This window comes from Streptomyces sp. YIM 130001, assembly GCF_003574445.1.
In the GTDB taxonomy this organism is placed as follows: Bacteria; Actinomycetota; Actinomycetes; order Streptomycetales; family Streptomycetaceae; genus Streptomyces.
In genome coordinates this window covers 25,081-46,246 of sequence record NZ_KZ984568.1, presented here as the reverse complement: position 1 = coordinate 46,246, position 21,166 = coordinate 25,081, and the positions used below count along the sequence as shown (strand labels likewise).

General features: G+C 70.8%; 18 protein-coding genes. 3 read left to right on the top strand and 15 right to left on the bottom strand.

Annotation, left to right across the window (positions count from 1 at the left end; all coding sequences use genetic code 11):
* Positions 1–140: 140 nt before the first annotated feature.
* Positions 141–1,124 carry an LLM class flavin-dependent oxidoreductase gene (locus DSC45_RS30260; RefSeq protein ID WP_119295180.1) on the top strand — a complete coding sequence of 328 codons (984 nt, stop codon included), beginning with the start codon at positions 141–143 and terminating at the stop codon, positions 1,122–1,124.
* A 33-nt stretch (positions 1,125–1,157) separates the two neighbouring features.
* On the opposite strand, the gene DSC45_RS30255 is transcribed toward DSC45_RS30260, so the two are convergent.
* From DSC45_RS30255 to DSC45_RS30240, 4 genes are all read right to left on the bottom strand, one after another.
* Complete coding sequence (locus tag DSC45_RS30255; protein WP_119295179.1) at positions 1,158–2,582, bottom strand: sugar porter family MFS transporter; 1,425 nt, start codon at positions 2,580–2,582, stop codon at positions 1,158–1,160.
* Positions 2,583–2,927: 345 nt separating this feature from the next.
* Positions 2,928–6,491 (bottom strand): chromosome segregation protein SMC, encoded by a 3,564-nt coding sequence (smc, locus tag DSC45_RS30250; RefSeq protein ID WP_119295178.1) that lies wholly within the window; start codon positions 6,489–6,491, stop codon positions 2,928–2,930.
* A 306-nt stretch (positions 6,492–6,797) separates the two neighbouring features.
* Positions 6,798–7,010, bottom strand: a complete 213-nt coding sequence (locus DSC45_RS30245) for a hypothetical protein (RefSeq protein WP_119295177.1) — start codon at positions 7,008–7,010, stop codon at positions 6,798–6,800.
* A 377-nt stretch (positions 7,011–7,387) separates the two neighbouring features.
* The gene (locus DSC45_RS30240; protein ID WP_119295176.1) at positions 7,388–7,669 is read right to left on the bottom strand and encodes an acylphosphatase; all 282 of its coding nucleotides are present in this window, start codon (positions 7,667–7,669) and stop codon (positions 7,388–7,390) included.
* Between the two features lie 142 nt (positions 7,670–7,811).
* Between DSC45_RS30240 and DSC45_RS30235 the strand changes: the two genes are divergently transcribed.
* Positions 7,812–8,708: a CAP domain-containing protein gene (locus tag DSC45_RS30235; RefSeq protein WP_119295251.1), complete on the top strand. Its 897-nt coding sequence runs from the start codon at positions 7,812–7,814 to the stop codon at positions 8,706–8,708.
* A gap of 49 nt (positions 8,709–8,757) precedes the next feature.
* Here DSC45_RS30235 and mutM read toward each other — a convergent pair whose 3' ends face one another.
* The 9 genes from mutM to DSC45_RS30190 form a co-directional block, all read right to left on the bottom strand.
* Entirely contained in the window at positions 8,758–9,621 is an 864-nt protein-coding gene (gene mutM, locus DSC45_RS30230; protein ID WP_119295175.1) for a bifunctional DNA-formamidopyrimidine glycosylase/DNA-(apurinic or apyrimidinic site) lyase, read from the bottom strand.
* Positions 9,622–9,721: 100 nt separating this feature from the next.
* Positions 9,722–10,564, bottom strand: coding sequence for a ribonuclease III (gene rnc, locus DSC45_RS30225; RefSeq protein WP_162929392.1), 843 nt, complete (start codon positions 10,562–10,564; stop codon positions 9,722–9,724).
* Positions 10,565–10,571: 7 nt separating this feature from the next.
* A complete protein-coding gene (gene rpmF, locus DSC45_RS30220; RefSeq protein WP_119295173.1) occupies positions 10,572–10,745 on the bottom strand; it encodes a 50S ribosomal protein L32 in 174 nt (57 codons plus the stop codon).
* Positions 10,746–10,747: 2 nt separating this feature from the next.
* Positions 10,748–11,404 (bottom strand): YceD family protein, encoded by a 657-nt coding sequence (locus tag DSC45_RS30215; protein ID WP_119295250.1) that lies wholly within the window; start codon positions 11,402–11,404, stop codon positions 10,748–10,750.
* A gap of 168 nt (positions 11,405–11,572) precedes the next feature.
* Positions 11,573–12,808, bottom strand: coding sequence for a cell division initiation protein (locus tag DSC45_RS30210; RefSeq protein ID WP_119295172.1), 1,236 nt, complete (start codon positions 12,806–12,808; stop codon positions 11,573–11,575).
* A 131-nt stretch (positions 12,809–12,939) separates the two neighbouring features.
* Positions 12,940–13,422: a pantetheine-phosphate adenylyltransferase gene (gene coaD, locus DSC45_RS30205; protein WP_205571472.1), complete on the bottom strand. Its 483-nt coding sequence runs from the start codon at positions 13,420–13,422 to the stop codon at positions 12,940–12,942.
* 26 nt (positions 13,423–13,448) lie between these two features.
* On the bottom strand, positions 13,449–14,102 hold the full coding sequence (gene rsmD / locus DSC45_RS30200) for a 16S rRNA (guanine(966)-N(2))-methyltransferase RsmD (RefSeq protein WP_119295170.1): 654 nt from the start codon (positions 14,100–14,102) through the stop codon (positions 13,449–13,451).
* Positions 14,103–14,362: 260 nt separating this feature from the next.
* Positions 14,363–16,564 (bottom strand): ATP-dependent DNA helicase RecG, encoded by a 2,202-nt coding sequence (gene recG, locus DSC45_RS30195; protein ID WP_119295169.1) that lies wholly within the window; start codon positions 16,562–16,564, stop codon positions 14,363–14,365.
* Between the two features lie 102 nt (positions 16,565–16,666).
* A complete protein-coding gene (locus tag DSC45_RS30190; RefSeq protein ID WP_240434936.1) occupies positions 16,667–18,451 on the bottom strand; it encodes a DAK2 domain-containing protein in 1,785 nt (594 codons plus the stop codon).
* A 352-nt stretch (positions 18,452–18,803) separates the two neighbouring features.
* On the opposite strand from DSC45_RS30190, the gene rpmB reads away from it, so the two are divergent.
* On the top strand, positions 18,804–18,989 hold the full coding sequence (gene rpmB, locus DSC45_RS30185) for a 50S ribosomal protein L28 (protein WP_030195073.1): 186 nt from the start codon (positions 18,804–18,806) through the stop codon (positions 18,987–18,989).
* A gap of 156 nt (positions 18,990–19,145) precedes the next feature.
* On the opposite strand, the gene thiD is transcribed toward rpmB, so the two are convergent.
* The gene (thiD, locus tag DSC45_RS30180) at positions 19,146–19,925 is read right to left on the bottom strand and encodes a bifunctional hydroxymethylpyrimidine kinase/phosphomethylpyrimidine kinase (RefSeq protein WP_240434935.1); all 780 of its coding nucleotides are present in this window, start codon (positions 19,923–19,925) and stop codon (positions 19,146–19,148) included.
* A 77-nt stretch (positions 19,926–20,002) separates the two neighbouring features.
* On the bottom strand, positions 20,003–20,971 hold the full coding sequence (locus DSC45_RS30175) for a thiamine-phosphate kinase (protein ID WP_119295167.1): 969 nt from the start codon (positions 20,969–20,971) through the stop codon (positions 20,003–20,005).
* Positions 20,972–21,166 lie beyond the last annotated feature (195 nt).

Genomic DNA, 21,166 nt, shown 5'->3' with positions numbered 1-21,166 from the left:
CCGCCGGGGCCCACCGCTGGACTCTCTCGCCGCCGCGAACCCCGCCACCCACGGAGGCCGCCGACCTCTGTGAATCTGACGCAACGTCAGCTACGGTCCGCCGAGACCTGCCCACCCCACCCACTGCCGAAGGGGACGCCATGCCCGTATCGGTCGTACGTTTCAACCTGGTCGATCCGGCGGCGGACCCCGCCGCCCTCTCCGCGCGCTACCGCGCCGCCGTGGACATGGCCGCCTACTGCGACGAGCACGGCGTCGACACCGTACAGACGGAAGAGCACCACGGGGTCGCCGACAACTGGCTGCCCTCCCCCTTCACCTTCGCCGGCGCCGTCTTCGGCGCGACCCGGCGCATCGCCGTCACGGTCTCGGCGATCATCGGCCCGCTGCACGACCCGCTGCGCCTCGCCGAGGAGATCGCGGTCCTCGACCTGATCAGCGGCGGCCGCCTGGTCACGGTGGCCGGCATCGGCTACCGCCGCGAGGAGTACGAGGCCTTCGGCGTCGACTGGCACCGGCGCGGGAAGCTGCAGGACGAGCTCCTGGAGACTCTGCTCGCCGCCTGGCGGGGCGAGCCGTTCGAGCACCGGGGCCGCACCGTCCGCGTCACCCCGCGACCGTTCACCGATCCGCACCCCATGCTCCTGATCGGCGGCTCCTCGAGGGCCGCGGCCCGGCGCGCGGCCCGGTTCGGCCTGCCGTTCTTCCCGAGCGCGTACCTGCCGGAGCTCGAGTCGTACTACCGCGAGCAGCTCGCCGCGCACGGCACCGAGGGCTGGACGATGATGCCGGGCGCCGAGACGCCCCTGCTGCACATCGCCGAGGACCCGGACCGCACCTGGGCCACGTACGGCGAACACTTCCTGCACGAGGCCCGGACCTACGCCTCCTGGCAGTCCGGCGACATCCACTCGGCGGTCCGGTCGGGCGCGCAGTCGGTCGAGGAGCTGCGTGCCGAGGGCGTGTACCGCGTACTGACGCCCGACGAGGCGGTGGCGTACGCGGAGGCGGGGCGCACCGAGAGCCTGATCCTGCATCCGCTGTGCGGCGGGATGCCGCTGGACGAGGGCAGGCGCAGCCTCGAACTGTTCGCGGAAAGTGTGCTGCCCCGGCTCAAGGACTGAGCCGGGGCAGCAGGAGGAGCGGGGCAGCGGGGATCAGCCCATCTCCTCCAACGCCTTGCCCTTGGTCTCCGGCACCCACTTGAGGATGAACGGGATCGAGAGCAGGGCGAAGATCGTGTACATCACGTACGCGCCGGACAGGTTCCAGTCCGACAGGGTCGGGAAGCTCACCGTGATCAGCCAGTTGGCGATCCACTGCGCCGCGGCGGCCACACCGAGCGCGGCGGCCCTGATGCGGTTCGGGAACATCTCCCCGAGCAGCACCCAGACGACCACACCCCAGGACAGCGCGAAGAACAGCACGAAGGAGTGCGCGGCGACCAGCGCCACCGTGCCCTGAGTGTCGGGCAGCGTGATGTCGTCACCCTGGCCGGCCTTGAAGGAGAACGCCCAGGCGGCGACGCCGAGCGAGACCGCCATACCGGCGGAGCCGATCAGCGCCAGCGGCTTGCGGCCGATCTTGTCCACGAAGAGCATCGCGACCACGGTGCCGATGATGTTGATGATCGACGTGGTGAACGAGTAGAAGAACGAGCTCGACGGGTCGATGCCGACCGACTGCCACAGCGAGGAGCTGTAGTAGAAGATCACGTTGATGCCGACCGCCTGCTGGAAGACGGAGAGGCCGATGCCGATCCAGACGATCGGCAGGAAGCCCTTGCTGCCGAGCAGGTCACGGAAGGTCGACTTGTGCTCGGACCGCATGGCGTGGGTGATCTCGTCGACCCGGACGTCCAGGTCGACCTTCTGCCCCTCGATCTCGCGCAGCACCTTGCGGGCCTGCTCGGTGCGGCCGGCCGAGATGAGGAAGCGCGGGGACTCGGGGATGGCGAACGAGAGCAGTCCGTAGAGGATCGCCGGGATCACCATCACGCCGAGCATCAGCTGCCAGGCCTCGAGGCCGAGGATCTTGCCGCGCTGATCGCCTCCGGCGGCGTTCAGGATGCCCCAGTTGACCAGCTGCGAGACGGCGATGCCGATCACGATCGCGGCCTGCTGGAAAGAGGCGAGACGTCCGCGGTAGGCGGGCGGCGAGACCTCGGCGATGTACGCGGGGCCGATCACGGACGCCATGCCGATGGCCACACCGCCGAGCACCCGCCACATCGCCAGGTCCCACAGCGCGAACGGCAGCGCGGAACCGACGGCGCTGATCGTGAACAACACGGCCGCGATCTGCATGACCCGGATACGGCCGATCCGGTCGGCGATCCGGCCCGCGGTGGCGGCACCGATCGCGCAACCGATCAGGGCGGCGGCGATCACCTGGGCGAGTGCCTCGGAGCCGACGTCGAAGCGGTCGCGGACCGCCTCGACGGCGCCGTTGATCACGGAGCTGTCGTACCCGAAGAGAAAGCCGCCCATCGCGGCGGCGGCCGTAATGAAGATGACATGGCCGAGGTGGTCCGGCTGGGCCGCCCGGCCCTCCGGGGTGGGAACCCGCGATGTGCTCGTCACGTGAACTCCTGAACCCGGCTGCGGTGCCGGGCGAGTGGGGGGAGGTCCTTCAAGTGGCGCACAACTTCCTGCCGCCCACCACTTGAAGGTAAAGACAACGTTGCAGACCTTATGCCTTCAAGTTTCTAAGTCAATAGTCGGATGTGTGTGAAGTAGCAGACGTCGACGGGCGAGGCGAGGGACCTCAGGTTCAAGTCTTGAATACATGCCAGGGATCCGTACGACAGGCGAGTGACACGCACAGCGCGATCCATACAGCGCGGATCCACCCCGGATCCACCCGGATCCGCGCTGCCCGCTGCCCGCTGCCCGCTGCCCGACCGACGGGCTCATGGGCTGCCCGGCTCAGTGCAGCCGCTGGCTGATCACCTTCGAGACGCCGTCGCCCTGCATCGACACCCCGTAGAGCGCGTCGGCGACCTCCATCGTGCGCTTCTGGTGCGTGATCACGATCAGCTGCGAAGACTCCTGCAGCTCCTCCATGATCCGGATCAGGCGCTGCAGATTGGTGTCGTCGAGCGCGGCCTCGACCTCGTCCATCACGTAGAACGGGCTGGGCCTCGCCTTGAAGATGGACACCAGGAGCGCCACTGCGGTCAGCGAACGCTCGCCGCCGGACAGCAGCGAGAGTCGCTTGACCTTCTTGCCCGGCGGGCGTGCCTCCACATCGACCCCGGTGGTCAGCATGTTCTCCGGGTCGGTGAGGATCAGCCGTCCCTCGCCGCCCGGGAAGAGCCTCGAGAAGACGCCTTCGAACTCTCGCGCGGTGTCCCGGTATGCCTCGGTGAAGACCTGCTCCACCCGCTCGTCGACCTCCTTGACGACCTGCAGCAGATCGGCCCGCGTCTTCTTCAGGTCCTCGAGCTGCTCGGAGAGGAACTTGTGCCGCTCCTCGAGCGCCGCGAACTCCTCGAGAGCGAGCGGATTCACCTTTCCGAGCTGCTGGTACGCCCGTTCGGCCGCCCGCAGCCGCTTCTCCTGCGCGGCCCGTACGAACGGCACCGGGAGATTGCGCGGATGCTCCGGATCCTCCGGCAGCTCCTCCCCCTCGGCCGGCGGCGACGGCGGTACGAGCTGGTCCGGGCCGTAGTCCGAGACCAGCCCCGCCGGCTCCACGCCCAGCTCCTCGAGCGCCTTCGTCTCCAGCTGCTCGATCCGCATCCGCTTCTCGGCGCCGAGCACCTCGCCCCGGTGCACCGAGTCGGTCAGCTTGTCGAGCTCGGCCTTCAGGTCGCGTCCGCGGTCTCGTTCGACGCCCAGTTCACGCTCCCGCTCCGCCTTCGCGCTCTCCGCCGCGGCCCGCTCCTCCTCCGCCCGTACGAGGGAAACCTCCACGTGGGCGAGGAGCTGCCGGGCACCGGAGGCCACCGCACCGGCAACCGCTGCCTCGTGCCGCAGCCGGGCCCGGCGCTGCTCGGCACGGGCGCGGGCCTCGCGCTCCGCACGTGCCGCCCGGTCCAGGCCGTCAGCACGGCCGGCCAGTCCCTTGACCCGCTCCTCGTGGGTACGGACCTGGAGCCTGGCCTCCATCTCGGTCTGCCGGGCGTTCGCCCCGTCCGCGGCGAGCCGGTCGCGCACCGAGGTGTCCGGCTCCTCCTCGGCCGGGGCCTCCTCGGCGACCTCCAGCCGCTCGGCCAGCTCCTCGGCCTCCTGAGTCGCCCGCTCCAACGCCTCCTGCGCCCGTGCGGCCGCGGCCGCGGCCCGCTCGGCCTCACCGGCCGCGCCGCGCGCCTGGCCCGCGAGCCGTCCGAGCTGCTGCGACACGCTCGACTTGGCGCGGTCGGCGTCCCGCCGCCGCTCCCCGAGTTCCTCGACGCGGGCCGCACACCGGGTACGGCGCTCCCCCGCCTCCTTTTGCTCTGCGGCCAACTCTTCACAGCGGACGGCCAGTTCCTCGAGCTCCGCCGCGGCCTCGTCCACCGAGGCCTGCACCTCGAGCAGGCTCGGAGCCCCCGCCGAGCCGCCCTGTGCGAAATGCGCGCCGAGCACGTCGCCCTCGGCCGTCACCGCGGTCAACTCGGGGTGCGCGTAGACCAGATCCTCGGCATCCTCGAGGGTGCCGACCACCACGACCCCCCGCAGCAGCCGGCGTACGGCCGGCATCAGATCCTGCGGCGCCCGCACCAACTCGGCAGCCGACTGCGGCCCTGCGCCGTTCCCGGACGGCCCGGGCAGCGCCTCCGTTTCGGGCGCGCCGGCGAGCAGCAGCGCGGAGCGGCCGGCGTCCTGCTTACGCAGCAGCCTGATCGCCTCCGCCGCGGTGGCGGGGTTCTGCACGGTGACCGCGTCGGCGGCCACGCCGAGGGCGGCGGCCACCGGAACCTCGTATCCCGGTGTCACATCGAGCAGTTCGGACGCGGGGCCGAGCAGACCCGCGAGACGGTCCTTCGCCGCGAGCAGCGCGCCGGTGCCGTCCTTGCGCCGGAGCCCGAGCGCCAGGGCCTCGTGCCGCGCGGCGGTCGCGGCCCTGCGGCGTTCCACGGCGGTCGCCGCCTCCCGCGCCTCGGTGAGGGCCACCTCCGCCTCGGCGAGCTGCCTGCGGGCCTCCTCGTGCTGCTCCCCCAGGTCGCTGTCGGAGGCGTCGAGCCCCTCGACCTCCGCCTGCAACTGCTCGTACTCCTCCTGAGCGGCCGCCGCGCGCTCCGCGGACTCGTCGCGGGCGGCTGCCAGCCGGTCGATCTCGGCCTGGGCGGAAGCCGCCCGGCCACGGGCCGCGTTGACCTGGCCGCCGAGCCGCGCCAGGCCCTCGCGCCGGTCGGCGATCGCCCGTGCGACGTCCTTGAGCCGCCGCTCCTCGTGCGCCAACTCCCTTTCCAGATCGGCCCGGTGGGCGACCGTGTCCTCCAGGGCCCGCTCGGCCGCCTCGAGCGCGGCCTCCAGTTCCGCCTCCTGCTCGCGGATCCGGGCGGCCTCGCGCTCCAGGTCCTCGGGCTCGCGCCCACGGCGCTCGTCGGTGGGTACGGCGGTGGCGCTCTTCACCCGGGCGTCGGCGAGGCTGACGGTGCCGCGCACCCGCTCGGCCAACTGCGACAGCTCGTACCAGGTCTGCTGGGCCTGCTGCAGGCGCGGGCTGAGCCGGCGCACCTCGCCCTCGAGATCCGCCTCGCGGCCGAGTGCCGCCTTGAGCTCCGCCTCCGCGCTCTCCTTGCGCCGCTTCAGCTCGGCCTCGTCGGCGACCTCGGTGCGCAACGCCTTCTGCAGCTGCACCAGATCGTCGGCGAGCAGCCGCAGCCGCGCATCGCGCAGATCGGCCTGGATCACCGCGGCACGCCGCGCCACGGCGGCCTGCCGGCCCAACGGCTTGAGCTGGCGCCGTAGTTCGTCGGTGAGGTCCTGCACGCGGGCGAGGTTGGCCTGCATCGCGTCCAGCTTCCGCAGCGCCTTCTCCTTGCGCTTGCGGTGCTTGAGTACGCCGGCGGCCTCCTCGATGAACGCACGCCGCCCGGTCGGATCGGCGTGCAGTACGGAGTCCAGCTGCCCCTGGCCGACGATGACGTGCATCTCGCGGCCGATACCGGAGTCGGAGAGCAGCTCCTGGATGTCGAGAAGCCGGCAGGTGTCCCCGTTGATCTGGTACTCGCTGCCACCGTTGCGGAACATGATCCGCGTGATGGTGACCTCGGCGTACTCGATGGGCAGCACGCCATCGGAGTTGTCGATGGTGAGCGAGACCTCGGCGCGGCCGAGCGGCGGCCGGCCGGTCGTCCCGGCGAAGATGACGTCCTCCATCTTGCCGCCGCGCAGCGACTTGGCCCCCTGCTCTCCCATGACCCAGGAGAGCGCGTCCACGACGTTGGACTTACCGGAGCCGTTGGGTCCGACGACACAGGTGATGCCCGGTTCGAACCGGAGCGTCGTCGCCGAGGCGAAGGATTTGAACCCGCGCAGGGTCATGGCCTTGAGATGCACGCCCCCGGACTCTACTGCCTCGGTGCCCGCCGAGGTGGGGACGCCGGCGCACCTTCCGCCACGCCCCGGTCACCGCGCGCCGGTCCGTACCGCCCCCACGGGAGGTGCCCGCACGGCCAACTACCGGTTTCGCCAAGGAAGATGGAGGGCACATCAGACGTAGGCACGCGTATGCGAGAGGGCGGGGGACCGAGGCAGCGACACAAAAGAAAAGGGACGCCGAAGCGTCCCTTGCAGATCTTCGATTCAGATCTTGATCGAGCGGGCTGAGGTGGGCGGCACTGACCGTCGCCTGAGCGACGAGGGTCAGGTGAGCGCAGGCTCCGCCTGGGGTACGTCGATGCTCTCGAGGAGCGAGTCGCCGGGGTGAGAAGCGGCAGCGGTAGCCAGCGCGTCATTCTCGGCCTGGATCCGAACGAGTTCGGACTCCAGGTCCTGGACGCGCTGCTGAAGCCGTCGCATCTCGGCGAGGAGTCGCGGGTCGGAACCGCCGACGTAACCGAGAAGCGCCTTTGCCATGATGGATGGTCCTCCACAATGAGTGACCGACCGAAGCGGTGTGGGTCGTGAGGGAAGCACCCGCGTTGAATGGCACTGCTTGTTCTGACTGCCGTTCCCACATGCCAAACAGCTGGGGTGCGCGGGGACCTTCAGCGTCTCACCAAAAAGTTTGACGGTCAACACGATCACACCCCGTATCGGTGGGCGGCCCGGCGGCACACAACGGCAAAACCTGCGGTGTGGCCTGACATCGGGGCCCGGGGGCGTAGAGATCATGACGCTTTCCGCAGCCTTGCACGGGGAGTCGTTGTTGGCAACCACCAGGGCGTTTCTCTCCAGCACACCTGCCATCGGCACATGCCCGAGGCCCACGGTGCGTGGCCGGGCGGCGACCGTCAGCGGATGGCGAACGTGTCGTAGATTCCGCGCGGTGTGTCCCAGATCTCGGTGACTCCGTCGACGCGGCCGGGTGTGTCGCCCCGTTCGAGCCAGTCGAGCAGCCGCTGACACTCGCCGCGGCCGCCTTCGGCGACCACCTGGACCCGGCCGTCGGCCAGATTGAGAGCAAAACCACTGAGCCCGCCGATCTCCAGAGCCTTTGCCCTGGTGAACCAGCGAAAACCCACACCCTGCACCACACCGCGCACCCAGGCGATGAGTCGGACGTCCTCATTCATGTGTGCAAGCTAACCGGCCAATTGCTCTCGGGGCACTTCTCCCCCACCCGTCTTCGCGTACAGTCGCGTCGAATGCGGCTCACTCGTTCGAGTGAGCAACCCTGAGATTCAGTTTTACGTCGAGGACGAGAAGGGCCACGAGATGGGACGCCACCGACGCAGCGATGCCGGCCCGGCCGGCGCGGGAGACTCTCCGGCGCCCCAGCCGAACGCATCCGCAAAGGGTGCGCACCGCCACCGCAAGCGCGGTCCGGCTCCGGTGCGTACCGGCCTTCTCGGTGTCTCGGCCGCCGTGGCACTCGGCGCCGTGGCAGTCGCCTCGGGCCTGGTGCCCGGCGCCGACAACTACTCGCTCGGCGGTGGCGGCGACTCGGACAAGGTGCAGTCCGCCGACGGTCCTTCCGAGGTGCAGACGCAGGGCGCGGCCGAGCCCTCCGAGCGGAGCGAGGCTCCGGCCAGCCGGGGCTCCGACCGTCCGACCCCCTCGTCCTCCTCGCCCGAACCGTCGAAGACCTCCGCGAAGCCGTCCCGTACGCCTTCGCAGAAGCCGTCCGCGAAGCCGTCGACGGACAAGGCCGAGCAGCCGAAGGAACAGAGCCCGAGCAGCAAGCCGGCTCCGCGCCGCACGGAACAGCAGAACGCGGCTCCGCAGGGCGACGGCCAGAGCAGCCAGGAGGCGCAGGTCCTCGCCCTGGTCAACCAGGAGCGGTCCAAGGCCGGTTGCAGCCCCGTCCGACAGGACGGCGATCTCGCCACACTCGCCGCCGACTTCAGCAAGGACATGGCGGCCCGCGGCTTCTTCGACCACACCGACCCGGACGGCGACACCCCCTGGGACCGGGCGAAGGACGCCGGCGTCAGCAACCTGGGCGGCGAGAACATCGCCCGCGGCCAGGCCAACGCCCAGTCGGTGATGGACTCCTGGATGAACAGCGACGGCCACCGGGCGAACATCCTCAACTGCGACTACAAGACCCTCGGCGTCGGCGCCCACATGGCCTCGGGCGGCCCCTGGTGGACACAGGACTTCGGCTTCTGAGCCGTGCCCGTGTTCTGGCTCCGGCTTCCTCGGGTTCCCGGGCGGGGCTTCAGGGGGCCTTCGGGCGGGGCGGTCGTTGGCAGCGTGGGCAGAAGTAGCTGGATCGGTTCATCCAGGCGCGCCTGCGCATCGGGGTGCCGCAGCGTCGGCACGGTTCGTCCTCGCGGCCGTACGCGTCGAGGGACCGATCGAAGTAGCCGGACTCGCCGTTCACATTGACGTAGAGGCTGTCGAAACTGGTGCCTCCGACGGCGAGCGCCGCGTTCATCACGTCCCTTACGTGGCCGAGGAGTTCGGCGGTACGGGGCCGGGTGAAGGTGCCCGTGGGACGGTCGTAGTGCAGCCGGGAGCGCCAGAGTGCCTCGTCGGCATAGATGTTGCCCACGCCGCTGATCAGTGACTGGTCGAGCAGCGCCCGTTTGATCGTCGTTCGGCGTCCTCGCAGTGCCGTGTGGAAGGCGGCGTCGTCGAACAGCGGGTCCAGCGGGTCGCGCGCGATGTGTGCGATCACGTCGGGCAGGCCGTCCGGGGTGTTGTCGTGCAGCGAGAGTCCGCCGAAGGTGCGCTGGTCGACGAAGCGGAGTTCGGTGCCGTCGGCGTCGGCGAAGGTGACCCGGACCCGGAGGTGCTTCTCATCGGGTGCGTCCGGAGCCTTGACCAGGAGCTGTCCGCTCATGCCGAGATGCGCGAGCACGGAGTACGGGGCATCGGCGAGCGGCAGCCAGAGATACTTGCCGCGCCGACGGGCCACCCCGATGCGGTGGCCGACGAGCCGGGCCGCGAAGTCGGTACCGCCCGCGACGTGCCTGCGCACCGCTCGCGGGTGCAGTACCTCGACACCGGCGACGACACGGCCGCCGGCCCAGCGTTCGAGACCCCGTCGGACGACCTCGACCTCAGGCAGCTCGGGCACGTTTCTCCTCGTCGAACGGGTCGGGGGCGCAACGCCCGGGCTGATACAGCACGATCGCCCGCCCCGTTCCCGGGACGGGCGATCGTTGACGCGGAGCAGGTCAGGCCGTAGCCGCGTCGGGGGCGGTGTCGGCAGCCGTCCCCTCCGCGGCACCGACGGCTTCAGCCGCCTTGGCCCGTTCGTCCGCCGCGGCGCGAATCTCGCGCCAGGCGGACTCCGCGGCCTGCTGTTCCGCTTCCTTCTTGCTGCGGCCGGTGCCGGTGCCGTACGAGACGCCTCCGACGCGGGCAGCAGCGGTGAAGATCTTCTCGTGGTCGGGCCCGGTCTCCGAGACCAGGTATTCCGGCACACCGAGGCCCTCGGTCGCGGTGAGTTCCTGGAGGCTGGTCTTCCAGTCGAGACCGGCACCCAGGTTGGACGATTTCTCGATCAGGGGGTCGAAGAGGCGGTGCACGAGCTCCGACGCCGCACCGAGTCCCTGGTCGAGATAGACAGCGCCGATCACCGCTTCAAGGGTGTCGGCGAGGATGGAGGCCTTGTCCCGGCCGCCCGTTCCTTCTTCACCCCGGCCGAGCCGGATGAAGGCACCGAGGTCGAGTTCACGACTCACCTCGGCCAGCGCACGTGAATTGACCACCGCGGCCCGCAACTTGGCGAGCTGACCTTCGGGAAGGTCGGGGTGGATGCGATACAGCGTGTCCGTGACCACCAGGCCGAGCACGGAGTCCCCGAGGAACTCGAGACGCTCGTTGGTCGGCAGACCGCCGTTCTCGTACGCGTACGAACGGTGGGTGAGTGCACGCACCAGAAGGGCGGACTCGAGGTGATACCCGAGCCGCCCTTCCAGAAGCGTGTGGGACGAGGCCGTGTTCTCCGCCTGCTTCTTGGCGTTGTCCGCCTTGGCGTCAGCCGCCTGCTTGGGACTGGACACAGTGCCTCTCACCAGCCGCTCAGACCTCGAGGACCTGGCGCTTGTTATAGGTGCCGCAAGCGGGGCACGCGATGTGCTGCTGCTTGGGCTCCTGGCAACGCTCGCACGTAACCAGGGTGGGGACCGCAGCCTTCCACTGCGACCGGCGGTGGCGCGTGTTGCTGCGCGACATCTTCCGCTTCGGAACAGCCACGGCTACTTCTCCTGCTTCTCGGCGGCGCTTGCGGAATCAGGCGCTTCGCCGCTCATCTCGTCCTTCTCGCTGTCCTGGAGCGAACCAGCGAGTCCCTGCAGTGCCGCCCAACGGATGTCGACGGCGTCGTGATGGTGGTCCGGGTCGTCCGCGAGCCGCGCTCCACAGGTGGAACACAGGCCCGGGCAGTCTTCCCGGCACACCGGCTGCATCGGCAGTGCGAGCACCACCGCATCGCGCAGCACCGGTTCGAGGTCGAAAAGTCCGTCCTCGAGCGGAGTGATGTCCTCGCTCTCGTCGTCGGCCGAGTCGTCGTCGGAGCGCGCCTGCCTGCTGCGGCCCCGGTCGTCGGCGTCGGGGTACGAGAACATCTCCTGGAAGTCCGCTTCGACCTCACGCTCGAGCGGCTCCAGACACCTTACGCACTCCCCCGTGACCTGCGCACGAGCGGTGCCTGTGACAAGCACCCCTTCCATGACCGACTCGAGCCGCAGGTCGAGCTCGACGGGCTCGCCCTCCGGTGTGCCGATCACGCCCTGCAGACCGAGGTCCTTGGGGGCGTCGACCGTGCGGGTCACCCGCTGCAGCGCACCAGGACGCCTCCCCAGCTCGTGTGTGTCGAACACGAGGGGGTTGCGATGATCGAGGCGCGTACTCAGGGGTCTTCCTGCTTCCGGTCGTCCAGGTCTTGGGGACGGCCGCTCCGCACGAGAGGCGGGCAGCCGTGATCGCGGGCATAGCGCGACCGAAGAGCCAGGATACTTGACACCCCGCCGTCGGCCCAATCCGGTGGCGGGAGGCCGCTTCCGCCCCGCGGTTGCGGCCTGCTAGCGACCCTGCTCGTACTGGCGGAGCTGGTCGATGCTGATCATGCTCGTGTCGAACAGGCTGGTCTCGTCGAGGGCGGACTGGTCGGCGGCCTGGCCCGCCTGTGCGCCGGTGCCGTCGTCACCTGCGGGCTGCTGGTAGCCGGACTGGTCGTAGTGCGGCTGGTAGCCGTAGGGGTCCTGCTGGTATCCGTACGGGTCGGTTCCCGCGTAGTTCTGGGCCGGAGCGCTGTACTGCGGCTGCGGTTCGCCGTACGGCAGGCCCTGGCCCTCGTAGCCCTGCTGGTCCTGGCCGGGATACGGCTGCTGCGGGTAACCGTACTGATCCTGCTGGTACTGAGGCTGCTGGTACGCGTCCTGCTGATACTGATCCTGCTGGTACGCGCCCTGCTGGTACGTGTACGGGTCAGCCTGCGGGTCGTACCCGGGCTGGCTCGGGATGCCCTGCGGGGTCGGGGGCGGAGCCGGGGGCGCGGCGGGCGACGGGGCGGGCGGCGTCTGCGCTGCAGCCGGGACGGGCTCGGCGAGGTCGGCCAGGTAGTCGGCGTCGTTGTCGTGCTGCGGGCCGCCGGTCGCGTCCATGGAGCCGAGGTCGTCGGAGGCGACCCGCCCCTGCAGCTTCTGCCGGCCGCGGCCGACCGCCTGGAGGGTCTTCGACAGGACCGCCTCGAAGGCGCCGAGCTTGACGTCGACGTATTCGTCCGCGCGCTTGCGGAGCGTCTCCGGGTCCTGGCTCCGCTCCGGAGCTTCCGTGAAGTCGGGGTCCTCGTAGCCCTGCTCGTCCAGGCCCTGGCCGGTGCCGAGGAGCTTCTCGCGGCCGCGGCCCACCGAGCCGAGGGTCTTGGTGAGGACGACCTCGAAGTTGGCGAGCTTGGAGTCGACGTACTCGTCGGCCTCCGCGCGGACTTCCTCCGCCTCCTGCCGGGCCTGGCCGAGGATGCGGTCCGCCTCGTCCTGCGAGCGGCGGGCGACGGCGGTGTCGGACACCAGCGAGCCGTGCTCGGCGCGGGCGCCCTCGATGATCCGGTCGGCCTCCTGGCGGGCCTGCTCGACGAGCTGCTCGCTGCCGCCGATGACCTCCTGCGCCTGGGCGATCGAACCGGGCAGTGCCTGGGCCACTTCCTCGAGCATCGCGAGCAGCTCGGCGCGGTTGACCACGCACGAGGCCGACATCGGCATCGAACGGGCGCCCTGCACCGATCCGACGATCTCGTCCAGCTTCTTCTGCACGTCCACCGTGTGCTCGCCACTCTCTGTGCCTGGTTGGAAGACGGTCACGCCGACTGTACGGCCAGCGGGCGCCCGTCCGACAGCGGGTGACGGACCGTCAGTCCGGTCCCGCTCGCGCAGGGGCGTACCCCCGCGGCTCAGCGGCCCTGGGCGAGCCGCTCGGCGAGTACCTCGAGCACCGGCTCGGGCACCAGGTGGGAGACGTCACCGCCCCAGGCGGCGACCTCCTTCACGAGGGAGGAGGAAAGGAAGCTGTAGGTGGGGTTGGTGGGGACGAAAAGCGTCTCCACGCCCGAGAGGCCGTTGTTCATCTGGGCCATCTGCAGCTCGTAGTCGAAGTCGCTGACGGCGCGCAGGCCCTTGACGATGGCCGGGATGTCGCGCTGCTTGCAGAAGTCGACAAGGAGACCGTGGAAGGCCTCCACCTCGACGTTGCCGAATTCGGCCGTGACACGGCGGATCAGTTCGATCCGCTCGTCGACCTCGAAGAGGCCCTTCTTCGACTGGTTGATCATCACGGCGACATGCACCACGTCGTACAGCTTGGAGGCGCGGGCGATGATGTCGAGGTGGCCATTGGTGATGGGGTCGAACGACCCCGGACAGACGGCGCGGCGCAACGTGAGTCCCTCGCTCTCCGGTCCGGTCATGGTGCGGTTTCCCTGGATTGTCCGTCGGGCTGTCCGGCACGGCCGGCCTGCGGTCCGGTGGACGACTCGGCGTCTTCGCACGTCGAGGCGGCGCGACCGTACCAAAACGTGCCTTCGCCGTAGCGCCGGGACCTGAGTCCCGCAAAGCCGTCCGGCCAGCCGAATTCGCCGCCTCTGGTGCTGCGTTCAACGGTGACGAGCACTTCGTCCGCGAGCCAGCCCTGGGCACGGAGTGTGAGCAGTATCTCCCGAAGATCGTCGTCCGTGACGGCGTACGGCGGGTCGAGGAACACCAGGTCGTAGGGGGTGTCGGGGGCGGGACCCGTGATCACCTGCTCTGCCTTGGCGGCGCGCACCTCTGCGCCGGTGAGAGCGAGGGCCCGTGCGTTCTCCCGGATGATCCGGGCCGCACGGGGGTCGGCCTCGACCAGCAGGGCATGGCCCGCGCCCCGCGACAGCGCCTCGAGGCCGACCGCGCCGGATCCGCCGTACAGGTCGAGCACGCGCTCACCGTCGAGTGCCCCGCCGAGCAGGGACTGCCAGGTGGAGAACAGGCCCTCGCGGGCGCGGTCCGACGTGGGCCGGGTGCCCGTGCCCGGTGGCACCGTCAGCCGACGGCCCTTGGCCGTTCCGGCGATCACGCGGGTCATGTGGGGACCGGTCCTTCGGTGGGGTGGCGGGGTCAGCCTTCGGGCACTGCCCCCTCGGGCAGTGGCTTCCATTATTCGCCCAGGGGACGGCGCGCGGCGCAGGGGGACCTCGGCGCTGCGGACCGTGCGGGCGATATGGCGCGTGGCCCGACACGCGTGGGACGTCGGCCGCGGCACCGGGTGCGATCCCGCACGCGCCTGCTCAACTGCGCCCGAGACCCGGCGACTCGACGGCCCGGCGGCAGCGGTGAAAGCCTCGGCTAGCCCTTGTCCAGATACTCCTCCCGCTCCTGGTCGAGGAGCGCGTCCAGAGCCGTGCGCAGTTGGGGCAGTGACGCGAGGTCCGGGTCCGCTGCGACCACCGCGACCGCCTCCTCGCGGGCTTCCGCGATGACCTCCTCGTCCTCGATGACGGCGAGTACCCGCAGCGAGGAACGGACCCCCGACTGCGCCTGGCCGAGCACATCGCCCTCACGGCGCTGCTCCAGGTCGATCCGGGAGAGCTCGAAGCCGTCCAGGGTGGCGGCCACGGCGCCCAGGCGGGCCCGCGCGGGACTGGCCTCCGGCATCTCGCTGACCAGCAGACACAGTCCGGGCGCCGAGCCTCGGCCGACTCGGCCGCGGAGCTGGTGCAGCTGGGAGACTCCGAAGCGGTCGGCATCCATGATCACCATCGCGGTGGCGTTGGGGACGTTCACCCCCACCTCGATGACCGTCGTCGCGACGAGGACGTCGACCTCGCCCGCGGCGAAGCGGCGCATCACGTCGTCCTTGTCGTCGGGCGCCATCCGCCCGTGCAGCACCTCGACCCGCAGCCCGGCGAGCGGGCCCGCCGCGAGCTGCTCCGCCACCTCCAGGACGGCCAGCGGAGGCCGCTTCTCCGCGTCGTCCTCCGCCGAAGCCGCGGCCTTCTTCGCCTTGGCCGCGGCCTTCTCGTCGGTCTCGTCACCGATGCGTGGGCATACGACGTAGGCCTGGTGGCCGCCGGTCACCTCCTCGCGGACCCGCTCCCAGGCACGGTCCAGGAAGTGCGGCTTGTCCGCGGCCGGGACGACATGGGTGGCGATCGGCTTCCGGCCGGCCGGCAACTGGTCGAGCACCGAGGTCTCCAGGTCGCCGAAGACCGTCATGGCGACCGTGCGCGGGATCGGTGTGGCCGTCATCACGAGCAGGTGCGGCGGCTGCTTGCCCTTGGACCGCAGGGCGTCGCGCTGCTCGACGCCGAAGCGGTGCTGCTCGTCGACGACGACCAGGCCGAGGTCGTGGAACTGGACCTTGTCCTCGATCAGCGCGTGCGTACCGATCACGATGCCCGCCTCGCCCGTCACCAGGTCGAGCAGTGCTTGGCGTCGGGCAGCGGCTCCCATCGAACCGGTGAGCAGCACCACCTTGGTGCCCCGCTCGCTGCCGCCGAGCATCCCGGACTCCGCGAGATCTCCCATCATCTCGACGATCGACCTGTGGTGCTGCTGAGCCAGCACCTCGGTCGGGGCGAGCATCGCCGCCTGTCCGCCGGCGTCGACCACCGCGAGCATCGCGCGCAATGCGACCATCGTCTTGCCGGATCCGACCTCGCCCTGCAGGAGGCGGTGCATCGGGTGCTCGGTGGCGAGGTCGCCGAAGATCTCGGCGCTGACCTTCTGCTGTCCCTCGGTGAGCGTGAAGGGCAGCCGGGCGTCGAACGCCGTGAGGATGCCGTCGTCGGCGGGCCGGCGTGCCACGGCGGGCAGTTGGGTGTCCGCGTACCGACGCCGGGCGAGGGCGACCTGCAGGACGAAGGCCTCGTCCCACTTCAACCGGTCCCTCGCGGCCGCGATGTCCGCCTTGGTACGCGGGCGGTGGATCATTTCCAGTGCCTCGGGCAGCGGTAGCAGTCCGCGGCCGTCCCGCAGCGCGTCGGGCAGCGGGTCCACCGCCTCCGCCGCACTCGGCAGGACCGCGTCCACCGCCTTGGCGATCTTCCAGGACTCCAGCTTGGCCGTCGCCGGATAGATCGGGATCAGGGCGCCCGCCCAGGCGTCGACGGCCTCGGGGTCGCCGCCGCGCAGCAGTTCGTACGCGGGATGGGTCAGCTGGAGTTTGCGGTTGAACGTGGACACCTTGCCGGCGAACATCGCGCGGGTGCCCGGGAGCAGGTCCTTGTGCGGTTTGTGGATGCCGCGGCCGAAGAAGACGAGCTGCAACTGGCCGCTGCCGTCGGTGATGACGACCTCGAGGCGCTGTCCGCGGCCGGCGTTGAACCCGAGGATCCGGGCCGAGGCGACCTGGGCGACGACGGTCACGTGCTCGTCGAGCGGCAGGTCGGAGAGCTGGGTGAGCTCGCCTCGCTCCGCGTACCGCCGGGGGTAGTGGTGGAGCAGGTCGCCGACCGTGTGCAGGCCTAGGTGCTCGGCCATCACCTTGGCGGTGGCGGGGCCGATCACTTTCTTCAGGGATTCTTCGAGCGCAGGCACGTGGTCCATTGCACACCACCGCACCGACAACCGGCGCAGACCTGTGGAAAACCCGACCCGACCTGCCTCCGGCGGGCGCGCCGTGTACTGCCGGAGCCCGCGGATCCGCGCCTACTCGACCCCGATGATCAGCGGCGCGGCGTGCCGCCCGCCCGAGTACACCACGGTGTCCACGGCCAGGTACGAGGTGCGCACCCGCGCCTCGAGGTCGTCCGCGACGCTCTGCGGTACGTCCGGACCGAGTACCAGGGTGACCAACTCGCCGCCGGCGGCGAGCATCCGGTCGAGCACCGAACCGGCGGTCTGCGCGAGGTCCTGGCCGATCACCGCGACGTCCCCGTCGACCATCCCGAGCACGTCACCGGCCTGGCAGATGCCCGCCGTGGTCCAGGACTGCCGTTCGGCGAGGGCGAGTTCGGCGTAGCGGGTGGCGCCCGCGGCTGAGGTCATCGCGACCACGTCCTCGTCGAACCGCCGCTCCGGTTCGTGCACAGCGAGCGCGGCAAGGCCCTGCACGGCGGACCGGGTCGGGATCAACGCGACCCGTACGCCCTCGGTACGGGCCTCCTCCGCGGCGGCCGCCGCGGTGTGCCGCAGCTCTGCGTCGTTCGGCAGCAGAACCACCTCGCGCGCGTGGGCACGGCGTACCGCGTCCACCAGTTCGCCACTGGCGGGTGGTTCACCGGGTCGTGCCAGGACGGTGGTGGCCCCTGCCTCCGCGCAGAGTGCCACCAGCCCCTCGCCCGGTACGACGGTGACCACCGCGCGCGCGGCACGCTCCCGCGGCGGAGCGCCGGCACCCGCGGTGTGCGCATCGCCCGCGCCGAAGTGCGTGATCCGGATCCGGTACGGCCGTCCGGCCTCGACGCCTGCCTCCACGGCCGCGCCCGCGTCGTCGGCGTGCACGTGGACGTTCCACAGTCCGTCGCCGCCGACCACCACGAGGGAGTCACCGAGCGCGTCGAGACGACGGCGAAGGCGGGCCACCGCGGCGTCCGGGGCCTCGAGCAGGTAGATGACCTCGAAGGCGGGTCCGGCAGCCGACGTCCCGCCGTCCGTCGCGACGGTCGTTCCGTCCGCCGGCGAACAGCCCTCCACGCGCGCGTAGAGGGCGTTTTCGGGCGAGGGAACGGCACCGGAATCGTGAGCGGCGTCGAAGGATCCGGCAGGCTCCGGTTCGTCGTCGACCACGGCAGCCAAATCGTGCGGCCACCGTGTCCGTTGCCGCGTCGTACCGGCGGTTGCCTGCCCCGACACCGCCTCGGCGAGAGCGCCGAGCACGGCGACCAGTCCGCGGCCGCCCGCGTCCACGACCCCGGCCCGCCGCAGCACCGAAAGCTGCCCGGGAGTGGCCTGGAGGGCCGCACGGGCACCGTCGTACGCCCCTCGCGCGACCTCTGCGGCCCCCGATGAGGCGTGCTGTCGCGCCGTCCCGGCGGCGGCCGTCGCCACGGTGAGGACGGTGCCCTCCACGGGATGCGCGACCGCCTCGTAAGCGGATTCGGCGGCGCGGGTCAGCGCGGCGGCCAGCAGCTCGCCGGGAGTGAGCGCGGGAGCCGCCTCCTCCTGGGCGTCCGCCGCAAGCACCTCGGACATCCCCCGCAGGAGCTGCGCCAAGATCGTCCCGGAGTTTCCGCGGGCCCCGATCAGCGCGCCATGGGCCATCGCCCGCATCGCCTCCGCGCGCGTGGGCCCCGATGTGTCGTGAACGTCACTTCCGCCGACCCGGAGGTCGTACGCGGCGAAGACCGCTTCCACGGCCTGCGACGCCGACTCCGCGGTCAGATAGAGGTTCGTGCCGGTGTCCGAGTCGGCCACGGGATAGACGTTGATCGCGTCGATCTCCTCGCGGGCCCGGCCGAGTGCCTCGAGCGCGAGACCGCACCAGGCGCGCACGGTTCCTGCGCCCAGCGCCTTCGACGCCGCGTCCCCGCCGACGGCCCGCCCCTCGTCCTGCGGCACTCTGCCTCCTCGCTACCTGCGGTAGCACCGCACACTAGTACCCGGCGGGAACGGTCGGAGCACCCGGCCGGAGCGGCTCGAGCGCTGGTCCGGGGCCTTGAGGTCCCGGCAGGGGGCGGGGTGCGCCCATGGTAGTTTCGTTGTACCGAAGCAGTCGTTGTATGCTGCTCAGGTTGCCCGATACCAATCGGGTTTTTTCCTTCCTGGCACCGCCACTCAGATTCCTGATCCCGGCATGCCGGGGTAACCGTAAGTGCATCTTGCATCTGAAGTCTTTGGAGTGACCGTGGCTGCCAACTGCGACGTCTGCGGCAAGGGGCCGGGCTTCGGCAACAACATCTCGCACTCGCACCGCCGTACGCCGCGTCGCTGGAACCCGAACATCCAGCGCGTGCGTGCCGTGGTCGGCGGGACGCCGAAGCGCCTCAACGCCTGCACCTCGTGCATCAAGGCCGGCAAGGTCTCGCGCTGACGCCTACGCAAAGCGCGGCCACCTAGCCGGTTGCCAAGAAGGCCGGTCCACCCACTGGGTGGACCGGCCTTCTTCATGTCCGCGCCCGTGCCGTGCGTACGTCCAGGAGGTACGCACAGCCGAGGGAACTGCGACCGGGACAGCAGACGCCGGCCCTCACCCCCGCCGCAGCCGCCATCCGTGGTCCACCGGCCCGATCCCCGAGCCGAGCGCGAACCCTGCCGCGATGGCCCCCGTGACGTACTCCTTGGCCTCCGCGGCCGCGTCGGGGACGGAGAGGCCCTTGGCCAGGCCCGCGGCGATCGCGCTCGCCAGGGTGCAACCGGTGCCGTGCGTATGCCGGTTGTCGTGCCGGTCCCCGCGCAGCCAGTGCTCGTCACTGCCGTCGGTCAGCAGATCCACGGCCTCGCCGCCGGCCAGATGCCCGCCCTTGATCAGGGCCCAGCGCGGCCCGTACGCGAGGACGGCGGCCGCAGCGCGGGGCAGGTCCGCCTCCGACTCGACCTGTACGCCGGTGAGTTGGGCGACCTCGTCGAGGTTCGGGGTGGCCACGGCGGCGACGGGCAGCAGTCTCGTACGGACCGAGTCCAGGGCCGAGGCGGCGAGCAGCGGGTCGCCGTGCTTCGAGACGCCGACCGGGTCCACCACCGCGGGAGCGTCGGTGCCCGCGAGCAGCGCCGCGACCTCCTCGACGAGCTCCGCCGAGGACAGCATGCCGGTCTTCACCGCGTGCACGCCGATGTCGTCGACGACGCTGCGGTACTGCGCGCGGACCGCCTCCACCGGCAGCTCCCAGGCGCCTTGCACGCCGAGGGAGTTCTGCGCGGTGACAGCGGTGAGCACGCTCATGCCGTGGGTGCCGAGCGCCAGCATCGTCTTCAGGTCGGCCTGAATGCCGGCGCCGCCGCCGGAGTCGGATCCGGCGACGGTCAGCACGAGCGGGGGCGCCTGGCCCGGAGCCGTCCCGCCCCGAGCGACCGCGGCGCCGGACGGAACGGCGCTGTCCCCTGTACTCACGACTCGATCTCGCCGCCGAAGTGGTCCCAGCCGGCCTTGCTGGTCCATGGCGCCCCGTCGACGGTCACCTGCGGCTGCGCCGAGGGGTTGAGGACCTCGCCGATCACCTTCCAGCGCGCCGGAAGCTTCACGTCCGAGGGGAACGTCGCCACTATCGCGTGATCCTCACCGCCGGTGAGTACCCATTGCAGCGGGTCGACGCCGACCGCCTGACCGATGTCGTTCATCTGTGTCGGTACGTCGATCGAGCCGGACTTGACGTCGATCCGCACCTTGCTCGCCTCGGCGATGTGGCCGAGGTCGGCGATCAGGCCGTCGCTGACGTCCGCCATGGCGGTGGCGCCGAGGCCGGCCGCCGCGGGCCCCGCGTGGTACGGCGGTTCGGGCCGCCGGTGCGCCTCGACGAAGGCCCGCGGCGAGCGGAACCCCCGTGACAGCACCGCGTGCCCCGCTGCCGACCAGCCCAACCAGCCGGTGTACGCCACGACATCGCCGGCCTGCGCCCCTCCTCGGGTCACCGGCTCGTGGTTGCGCAGATCGCCGAGTGCGGTGATCGACACGGTGATCGTGTCACCCCGTACGACATCGCCGCCGACCACGGCCGCACCCGCGACCTGACACTCGTCGCGCAGCCCGTCCATCAGCTCGGTGGCCCAGGTGACGGGCAGTTCGGCGGGCACGACGAGCGCGAGCAGCAAGGCGGTGGGCACGGCGCCCATGGCGGCGATGTCCGCGAGGTTCTGCGCGGCGGCCTTGCGCCCGACGTCGTACGCCGTGGACCAGTCGCGCCGGAAGTGCCGCCCCTCGAGCAGGATGTCGGTGCTGGCGACGACCCTGCGGTCGGGTGCCGCCACCACCGCGGCGTCGTCACCCGGCCCGAGCCGCACCGCCGGCGTCGTGGTGAGCCGGGAGGTGAGCTCCCTGATGAGCCCGAATTCACCGAGCTCTCCCACGGTGCCCTTCATCGATATGCCCCTTCTGCCCCAGTGCGGTTGCGGTCGCGGGCTCTATCTGCCGCGGGTACCGTCAACAAATACGTCAACTTCTCTTGTCCGTACGCGGTGGTGTCCGCGCCACAGGTTTCGCGGGTCTCCCCGCGACGTGCGGCGACGCGATACCGTGGCGTCCCTTCTCCCCGCATGATCCTCGTGGCCGCCCTG

What these genes read in the sequence shown, in the direction of transcription:
- DSC45_RS30260 (WP_119295180.1), top strand. Translation starts at nt 141, where the DNA reads ATGCCCGTATCGGTCGTACGTTTCAACCTGGTCGATCCGGCGGCGGAC.
- DSC45_RS30245 (WP_119295177.1), bottom strand. Translation starts at nt 7,010, where the DNA reads ATGGCAAAGGCGCTTCTCGGTTACGTCGGCGGTTCCGACCCGCGACTC.
- DSC45_RS30240 (WP_119295176.1), bottom strand. Translation starts at nt 7,669, where the DNA reads ATGAATGAGGACGTCCGACTCATCGCCTGGGTGCGCGGTGTGGTGCAG.
- DSC45_RS30235 (WP_119295251.1), top strand. Translation starts at nt 7,812, where the DNA reads ATGGGACGCCACCGACGCAGCGATGCCGGCCCGGCCGGCGCGGGAGAC.
- rsmD (WP_119295170.1), bottom strand. Translation starts at nt 14,102, where the DNA reads ATGACCCGCGTGATCGCCGGAACGGCCAAGGGCCGTCGGCTGACGGTG.
- recG (WP_119295169.1), bottom strand. Translation starts at nt 16,564, where the DNA reads ATGGACCACGTGCCTGCGCTCGAAGAATCCCTGAAGAAAGTGATCGGC.
- DSC45_RS30175 (WP_119295167.1), bottom strand. Translation starts at nt 20,971, where the DNA reads ATGAAGGGCACCGTGGGAGAGCTCGGTGAATTCGGGCTCATCAGGGAG.